General features: G+C 41.6%; 9 protein-coding genes and 1 pseudogene. 2 read left to right on the top strand and 8 right to left on the bottom strand.

The features are described 5' to 3' along the window. The 8 genes and pseudogenes from IM496_RS21120 to IM496_RS21085 form a co-directional block, all read right to left on the bottom strand. A pseudogene (locus tag IM496_RS21120) lies at positions 1-241 on the bottom strand (IS1634 family transposase N-terminal domain-related protein); the annotation flags it as partial. A 491-nt stretch (positions 242-732) separates the two neighbouring features. Continuing rightward, the gene (locus IM496_RS21115; RefSeq protein WP_287663201.1) at positions 733-903 is read right to left on the bottom strand and encodes a hypothetical protein; all 171 of its coding nucleotides are present in this window, start codon (positions 901-903) and stop codon (positions 733-735) included. Positions 904-1078: 175 nt separating this feature from the next. Further along, positions 1079-1423: a type II toxin-antitoxin system PemK/MazF family toxin gene (locus IM496_RS21110; protein WP_287663199.1), complete on the bottom strand. Its 345-nt coding sequence runs from the start codon at positions 1421-1423 to the stop codon at positions 1079-1081. Further along, entirely contained in the window at positions 1416-1607 is a 192-nt protein-coding gene (locus IM496_RS21105) for a hypothetical protein (protein WP_002734063.1), read from the bottom strand. Before IM496_RS21105 ends, IM496_RS21110 begins: the two co-directional genes overlap by 8 nt. A 51-nt stretch (positions 1608-1658) precedes the next feature. Beyond that, positions 1659-2117, bottom strand: coding sequence for a hypothetical protein (locus IM496_RS21100; RefSeq protein ID WP_287663198.1), 459 nt, complete (start codon positions 2115-2117; stop codon positions 1659-1661). A gap of 27 nt (positions 2118-2144) precedes the next feature. Continuing rightward, the gene (fbp, locus tag IM496_RS21095) at positions 2145-3191 is read right to left on the bottom strand and encodes a class 1 fructose-bisphosphatase (RefSeq protein ID WP_104397926.1); all 1047 of its coding nucleotides are present in this window, start codon (positions 3189-3191) and stop codon (positions 2145-2147) included. 179 nt (positions 3192-3370) lie between these two features. Beyond that, the gene (locus tag IM496_RS21090; RefSeq protein WP_287663196.1) at positions 3371-4153 is read right to left on the bottom strand and encodes a DUF3153 domain-containing protein; all 783 of its coding nucleotides are present in this window, start codon (positions 4151-4153) and stop codon (positions 3371-3373) included. A gap of 2 nt (positions 4154-4155) precedes the next feature. Beyond that, entirely contained in the window at positions 4156-6408 is a 2253-nt protein-coding gene (locus IM496_RS21085) for a ribonuclease R family protein (RefSeq protein ID WP_287663194.1), read from the bottom strand. 89 nt (positions 6409-6497) lie between these two features. Between IM496_RS21085 and IM496_RS21080 the strand changes: the two genes are divergently transcribed. Next, on the top strand, positions 6498-6629 hold the full coding sequence (locus IM496_RS21080; RefSeq protein WP_002732870.1) for a hypothetical protein: 132 nt from the start codon (positions 6498-6500) through the stop codon (positions 6627-6629). A gap of 201 nt (positions 6630-6830) precedes the next feature. Then, positions 6831-7652 carry a slr1353 family protein gene (locus tag IM496_RS21075; protein WP_287663191.1) on the top strand — a complete coding sequence of 274 codons (822 nt, stop codon included), beginning with the start codon at positions 6831-6833 and terminating at the stop codon, positions 7650-7652. The last annotated feature ends 232 nt before the right edge of the window (positions 7653-7884 follow it).

Genomic DNA, 7884 nt, shown 5'->3' with positions numbered 1-7884 from the left:
TAAAATAGCCATCACATGACCATGAGAAAGACTTCTAATCACTTCAAAATGATTGGGAATACCTTCAGTCATGGACAGTGTTGCTCCTTTAAGAGCCAGTTTCAGATTGTCGATAATATCATCGGGTAATTTTGAGAGATTGCCCAGGGTTCTTTTTTTGAATTGATCTCCTTCTCGATAGGATTCACGAAGAAGAACGGCGGGGGGGGGAATTACGGTTAGGAACTTTTTCTATATACATGACCACTATTTTAGCAAATGGAGAGAATTCTTTTTCATTAAGAAATTTTACAAATTACATGGGTACATTAAGAAAAGTTAAGGGGTGTATCCATTGATGGATAAGGGTTTTCAGCTATTATGGTATATATGTATGGGGAAAGTTCAGGTATATAAGCTTTTTAAGCATGAGTTGTTGATAGTTTTACATGACAGGTTCGGTAGAGCCATATATTTTTCTATTATTATCTCTGAGAGTATGGTAAGACCGAAGCAAATACGATTATATTGATCGGATTTATCTGTTGATTTTAACAAAGAATCTAACAGTATTTTCTTCACTCGAATTAACTCGATAAAACCCTGTAAATAATTATCATAATAGGCCATTTTTTAAGCTATCAGCAGACAAAAATTCATAATACTTAGCTTGAAATTCTCTTGTTATTGGTTGATATTCAAGAGGATAAATATTCTCCGATTGAGGTGGAGTTTGAGCTGCTCTGATTTTTTCTATAACTTCAGTATTAGATAATCATTTTGATATTCCTTGAGAAAATTAAGGGATTGATCGGAAGTAAATAGTCTTTCTAAATCTGCTTTTAAAAAACTCATTCCAGCTAACATTTCTTCACTGCTAACTAGCGGCAAAGATAACAGCAAATCTTCTGTAGTGATCGTCATGACTTAGATAGCTCGTTAAGAACAACTCATGTTCTCATACTAGAATAATTATCCCAAAGGGATTCGATTGTATTTAGGGCTTGCGGAATAAACCTAAACACCCCACACCCCACGAAAAACTTTTTGCCGCAAACCCTAACTATTGATTATGTTTCCGCTGCAACTAGCGCACAGACTAATCTTCGCTTTCTTGATCATTCCTCTCTTCAAATCCTAGCCAAAAAAGTAACACATTCTCAACCTCCATCATTTGCTCAGATGTCAGATTTCCTAATTTACGCAAAAGCTTTGCATGGGGAATTGTAACGATGTTTTGTACATCAAAGACTCCTTCTCTAAGGAAGCGAGCTTGGACTTTCACTTCAAATCTTGAACCACGAGAGCTTGTCGTATGTGGAACCAGAGTCGCTAAGGCACGCTCTTGATTGAGCGCAGGAATACTGATAACCAAACAGGGTCTGACTTTGGCCACATAACCCAGATCAACCAGCCAAACCTGACCACGATCAGGGCTATCCATAGGAAGCTTCCTGATCATCTAATTCTAGAAAAATTCCCTCGGCATTGAGGACTAGATCTTCATCAGATAAGGGCGGAAAATCCAGGTGAATTGTCCGCTTCAGAATCTCTAATAGCAAATCTGAGCGCTCTGAGTCTGTCAAGCGGTCAAAGGTATCTAAAAGTTCCTGAACTATAGCAGTCATAGCAGTTACCCTATATCTGCTCAATACTATAACACAAGCTTAACAAGGCTCTTAGTCATTGCTTGACAGCCCCAATAAATTCTGAATGTAAGTTTGGAATCCCCCCAAACCGCCATCGTCATCCCAACGCTGTCTGAAAGTTGGTAACTTCTCCAATTCCATCACATTCCCACCCTGATACCTGACTCGATAATCAAACATCTTATCTGCTTTGGCTGATACAGGTCGATTATCAAAATCAATAGCCCAAAGTACCTCAACAATTCGATAGATGTCGTAATTATCCTTGCCAATTTCACGTTTGGCTTTGCAGTCGAGAACTTTTACTAAATGGGTAACATACCCTTGCTGCCTGAGTAGTATCAAACTACCTTTTTCGGGTTTATTGGCATTGACTTCATCGTCTTTCCATGCCAGTTTGAAGGAATTAGAAACCTTATATTCCCGATATGCCCATGTACCATCGTGTCGCCTTACATTTTTAGTCCACTTCAGAGCTTGTAAATCCATGTCAATATCTCTAAATAAAACTATAAGTTAAACTCGATCTCGATGACGGCGATCAGCGATAAAAGACTCCACCAATTTAACATCTTCGACACTACCGATCACTAAAGGTGTGCGGTAGTGTAATTTATCGGGAACGATATCTAAAAGATTTGTCACCCCATCACTAGCTTTACCTCCTGCCTGTTCAATTAAAAAAGCAAGGGGTGCAGTTTCATAAATTAAGCGCAATTTTCCCTGGGGATTTTTAACAGTACCCGGATAGAGAAAAACGCCTCCCTGCATTAAAATTCGATGGATATCTCCCACTAATGCCCCACTGTAACGGGCTGTGTAACCATCATGACGGTGGACATAACGAGTATAGTCGCGAATTGCCTCATCCCACTGCCAAAAATTGCCCTCATTGGTACTATAAATCGGGCCATGGTCGGGGATAATAATATTCTCTTGGGCAAGGATAAATTCCCCTAAACTGGGGTCAAGGACAAAGGCATGAACACCGCGACCGATCGAGTAAACTAAAATAGTCGAGGGTCCGTAGAGAATATAACCGGCGGCGATTTGTTTACGACCATTTTGCAGTAAATCCCGCGCCTCTCCGTCTAAATCATTGTCTTCCTGTTGACGGATGGCAAAAATCGAACCCACATTTAGGTTAATATCCACATTGGAAGAACCATCGATCGGGTCGTAGAGTAGGGTATAGCGACCGATGGGACAGTTTTCTGGAATATAATAGGGTTTATCCATTTCCTCGGAAGCAAGACGGCAAACTAAACCACTTTGCTTAAAAACCGAGATAAATACCTCATTGGCAAAAACGTCCATTTTCTTGACTGATTCCCCTTGGACGTTGGTTTCTCCAGTAAAACCTAGCACATCCGCCATTAATCCCGCTTTACTGAGACGACGGGCAATTAATTTCCCCGCTAGGGCAATCCGACTCATAATTGCGCTTAAATCCTGCGCGTCGGGGGAAAAGCTTTGTAATTGTTGCAGGACGTGACGGGAGAGAGTGGTACAATCTCGATCGAGGCTATATTCGGGGATAGAAAAGGGAATATTGCTAACCATAACTGTAATTGCCAGTAATAAAGTAAAAAAAGGGAAACTCGTCTAGTCTCAATTATGACTATGATTTGATCCTAGCCAAAATTTTCCCTATTGTTTGGCCAATTTTTAGATCAGTTTTAGAGTTGGCTAATTTTTACCCCATTGATCATTAAATCTCGGTCAATAGTTGCCATCTCAATTTAAGTCAATGGGGATGCACCGGGCAAGCGTTTATATTTCAAGTAATAGGCAAAAACTGTTATTAAAACAATAACGATTGTGCCGATACCTAAATAGTTAGGAACCCAAAAAGCCGCCCCAATGGTGTTAATTTCTCCCGGTTTTAAATGCCAAATTAACTGATTATTAACTTGTTCTACCGGGGGATTTAATCCTGAGTCATCTTCAATATTTTGACCAGCGAAGGGAGTATTTAAAGCGAAGTCGATATCGACTAAGGAACCGGGGCTAATGATAATATTTCCCTGTTCGGAAAGCACACCTAAAGCCCGCAAATCAACAGTTAATTTTAAGTTTTTCTGGGTCAAAAAGAACCAATCTTGTTCTGTCACTGCCAGTTTTGAATCTAGTTGCAGTAACTTTATATCATCGGTATTAGGGGAATTTTTGATTTTAAAGGAAGAACTAGGATCAAAAAACTGATTGAATTTTTCCTCTAATTCCTGACTATTACTAAAGGGAATAGTCACAATTATTTCTCGTTCGGAAATATGAGCGGTGTTCCCCTTAAGTAATTTTGCCCTCTGTTCGATACTATTTAACCATTTAGTGGCTTCGGTTTGACTGAGACTGGTTAAACGTTGTCCGAGGGTGATATGTTGAATAATTTCCCCGTGGTGTTGGTGGGGAAAATTAATGCCCACATCGTAACGGACACAGCCGGTTAAAAAGAGAAAAATACCGCATAAAAAGGGCAGAATAAAGCGGGTTTTTCCGATTTTTTCGGTGGTTGGTTGATTCATAATTAATCTTCTTCTAAGTCGTCATAACTTGCTGAACTGCCACCGCTAACCGTAACTAGATCGATTTGCTGACGATAATAGTCTACATCTTTTACCTCCACTTCTACCTCATCACCGAGACGATAGGCAACGCGATTTTTCCGTCCTACCAAACAGCTGTGACGAGCGCGATATTCGTACCAGTCATCCTTGAGAGAAGAAACATGAACCAATCCTTCCACTAATAAATCGGAAATTTCCACGAAGAAACCATAGGATTGTACACCGGTAATTAAGCCGCGAAAAACTTGACCCATTCTTTCTTTCATTTTCTCGGCTTTTTTCAATCCTTCTAGGTCTTTTTCGGCATCTTCAGCAATTTTTGAGCGATCATTGAGATGGGAAACAATTAGATGGCTTTCTTCTTCTAACTCCTCCTGAATTTGACTTGGGAGAATATTCCAATTAATCTGTCCATGACAGCTATTACTGCCCAAATTAACCCCGACTTTGACGATTTTGCTGCGGCGATCTTTCCCCTCGGTTAATAGGAGTTTTAACACCCGTTGTACCCAAAGATCGGCATATCTTTGTAGGGGTGAGAGACAGTGGGTATAATTGCTAGGATAGGCCAAACCAAAATGGGGCAGAGGATGGCTGCTATATCTAACTAATTTGAGAGTTTCTTGCAGGAGATAATTAAGGACTTTCACCGATGAAGAAGCGGAAAAAGTGCGGGTGAGATTTTGATAGTCATTGGGTTTAATCTCCTCCTCGGCAGTTAAATTTAATTCTGCCCCTAAATTATTGGCTAATTTGAGTAAATCCTCCAATTCATCCCAATCCGGTTCCGATTGTCCGCAGTAGATACAGGGCAATTTTAAGGCCTGTAAATGTTCAGCGACAACTTTGCCGGCTAAAATCGCCACTTCTGTCAGTAAAGAACGGGCTGGTAAATTATTAGAAGCGAGAACAGTCCCCCCCCGTCCTTCGTCTTTGTAGGGAGAGATTTTGTCTAATTGAATATCAAAACTACCCCGCTGCAGACGTTGGGATTTTAGGGTGGGGCAAACGCTGAAAAATAAATCTTTCAGGGTTTCAACGGTATCGGTGGGGGCAGCTGCGCTATCTTCTTCACTGAGCAGATCGCGCACCTGTTGATAGGTAAAATGTTGATCCACTTGGATGAGGCTGCGGGTGATTTCGTACTCCACTAGCTCCCCCTTGTCATCAAGGGTAACGAGGATAGAAATAGCGGGGCGCTGTTCTTGGGGTGACAGGGAACAACGACTGGCAAGGGCAGCCGGGACTAATGGCAGCACTTTTTCGCCTAAATAGACGGCAGTTCCCCGTTTTTTGGCAACTTTATCCAATAATCCGCCCCGTTCAATGTAACGGGTGACATCGCTGATATGAATGGCGACTCGCCAGCGATTTTGGTTGATTTTCTCTAAAGAAAAGGCATTTTCAATGATCGGGGGATAATCTAGGGGGGTGTCATCTTCGATGGTAAAGGTGAAGAGTGGGGTTAAATCTCGCAGTTGTTCTTTTTCGCCACTATCGAAGAAATCCGCTAAATTATCGGCAATTTCGAGGGCTTCCGGCGGAAAATTATGGGGTAGATCGTGTTTACAGGAGACGATATCTGTATCGGCAGCGGACTCGGCCGTGGAACCGAGAATCCGAGTAACTTTACCGATGGGAGGCATTTCCCCTAGGGGATAACGGAGGACGGAAACATGAACGAGGTGATCGATGTTTTCTAGGAGATTTTGACCATTTTCGAGGAGATTAAGGGTAAATTTCAGGCGATCATCGAGGGGAACCGCCACGAACTGCTCATTTTCCTGTTTTACTTGCGCTAGAAGCGAAGGATTAGCCCGTTCGAGAATTAATCTCACCTCTCCCTCTGGGGAACGACGACGGGTCCCCTCGCGGATGATTTTGACTAAAACTCGATCGCCATTCCAAGCGTTACTGAGATGATTTTTCGAGACGTATATGTCATCAGCATCTTCGATATCTTGGATAGCAAAGCAAAATTCTTTACTGGAACAGCGCAGCTTTGCTTCTACGATATTTTCCTCGATCACACGACGATAGCGCCCGCGTTCTTTGACAACCATTCCCAGACGTTCCAAAGCATCGAGAATCACTTGCAATTTTTCGCAGCTTTCGGGATCGTCTTCGCAGCCTAGTTTTTTTTCGAGAAGTTTACCCGTAGCTAATTTATCATCACTAAGATGAGAGAGGAGTGTGGCGATCGAGAAGTCCATCTAACAATAATCCTTACTTACAAGACACTGACGGAATGGTGGACAATTAAGTTTAAATACTTATATAATGAGAGGATTGATTTAAACCATTGACTCGAGAGATTATCTCTATCGGGCTAATTGCGATCGCTGGTGGTGACAGTGAAGGTAAACTGACCAAGCATCGAACACCCGAACCTACCCTGAGAATTATCGAAGCCTTCGTTAGTATAAGCCAATAGCGAACACTGGCAAACCTTTTGGCGATCGCTCGTCTTTCTGGCGGAAGCTTCAGCCTAGTAGAATCTTGTTACTATGGGCAAGGCTAATCCTAGGACTGAAAATTTTATCTAATCTTTGATCTTAGCAAGAACTTGCGACATTTTTCCATAATTACGATAGAGTATTCTAGTATAAGTACAAAAGAACTCGAAAAAGTCACCATGTTGCAAAAGTTACGCCAACGTTACCCCCAAGTTGCCCTGATTAGCGAGTTAGTTCAAATCGATCACGGTAAGTATATTGTGAGAGCGATCATCGAAATTGAGGGAAAAACGGTCGTTACAGGTTTAGCAGCGGCAGATACGGTGGAAATCGCCGAAGATAGAGCCAGGGAACGAGCTTTACTGCTTTTAGAGGCTGAAAACACCCCCGATCTCCAGCTTGTGGAAAAAGTCAGCCCCAATAATATTTCTCTACCGGAAGATTTACCTAAACCCGTCGCTAGTGCCAAAAAATCGACTAAAACGGCTAAAGTCACTGAAATACCTCGTCCTGAAGCTAAAATTGAACCGGAATTACCCCAAGTTCAGGATATTCCCCCGGCTAAAATTGAACCGGAATTACCCCAAGTTAAGGATATTCCCCCAGCTAAAATTGAACCGGAATTACCCCAAGTTAAGGATATTCCCCCAGCTAAAATTGAACCGGAATTACCCCAAGTTAAGGATATTCCTTTACCGGAACCAGAGCCTTTATTATTAGACATGGAAACCGATAATTACTCCTTATTATCAGAATTGCCAGAAGAAGCGAGCTTAACTGAAGAAGAACCCCTGGCATCAGAACCAGTTGTTGTTATTCCCGAAGAAATCGATTATTCAGTGCTTAAAACTAAAATTGATGTGGAGATGAAACGATTAGCTTGGACTACAGAAAAAGGTCGGGAATACCTGATTTCTACCTATGGCAAAAAGTCTCGTTTACTGCTAACTAATGAGGAGTTATTAGAATTCTATAACTACTTATCTAGTATCAGTGCCTAATCACTAAACCTGCTGCATAAATTAAAAATCTTCCGTTAAGTGAGGAGTCTCCGATCCAGTATTCTCCGAGTCAGGAGAAGCAGAAAGAAATAGATTATTTTCTGGCAGTAGAAAAGCGATCTTTTTCTGGAAAATGCGAATGAACTACCCCGCCGCAAGCGGACGGGGTATCAGAATCAAAATAGACTCAATTGTAGATTTTGGTGTAGCTGCAGGTATTCTTTATCTTGTT

The sequence above is a fragment of the Microcystis sp. M049S2 genome (genome assembly GCF_020245625.1).
Taxonomy (GTDB): Bacteria; Cyanobacteriota; Cyanobacteriia; order Cyanobacteriales; family Microcystaceae; genus Microcystis; species Microcystis ichthyoblabe_A.
Note: the sequence above shows the minus strand (reverse complement) of the source record. Positions and strands in the feature narration are given on the sequence as shown.

Excerpts from the sequence above, each read along its gene's own strand:
- IM496_RS21075 (WP_287663191.1), top strand. The coding sequence starts at position 6,831 with ATGTTGCAAAAGTTACGCCAACGTTACCCCCAAGTTGCCCTGATTAGC.
- IM496_RS21100 (WP_287663198.1), bottom strand. The coding sequence starts at position 2,117 with ATGGATTTACAAGCTCTGAAGTGGACTAAAAATGTAAGGCGACACGAT.
- IM496_RS21090 (WP_287663196.1), bottom strand. The coding sequence starts at position 4,153 with ATGAATCAACCAACCACCGAAAAAATCGGAAAAACCCGCTTTATTCTG.
- fbp (WP_104397926.1), bottom strand. The coding sequence starts at position 3,191 with ATGGTTAGCAATATTCCCTTTTCTATCCCCGAATATAGCCTCGATCGA.
- IM496_RS21085 (WP_287663194.1), bottom strand. The coding sequence starts at position 6,408 with ATGGACTTCTCGATCGCCACACTCCTCTCTCATCTTAGTGATGATAAA.
- IM496_RS21110 (WP_287663199.1), bottom strand. The coding sequence starts at position 1,423 with ATGGATAGCCCTGATCGTGGTCAGGTTTGGCTGGTTGATCTGGGTTAT.
- IM496_RS21105 (WP_002734063.1), bottom strand. The coding sequence starts at position 1,607 with ATGACTGCTATAGTTCAGGAACTTTTAGATACCTTTGACCGCTTGACA.
- IM496_RS21115 (WP_287663201.1), bottom strand. The coding sequence starts at position 903 with ATGACGATCACTACAGAAGATTTGCTGTTATCTTTGCCGCTAGTTAGC.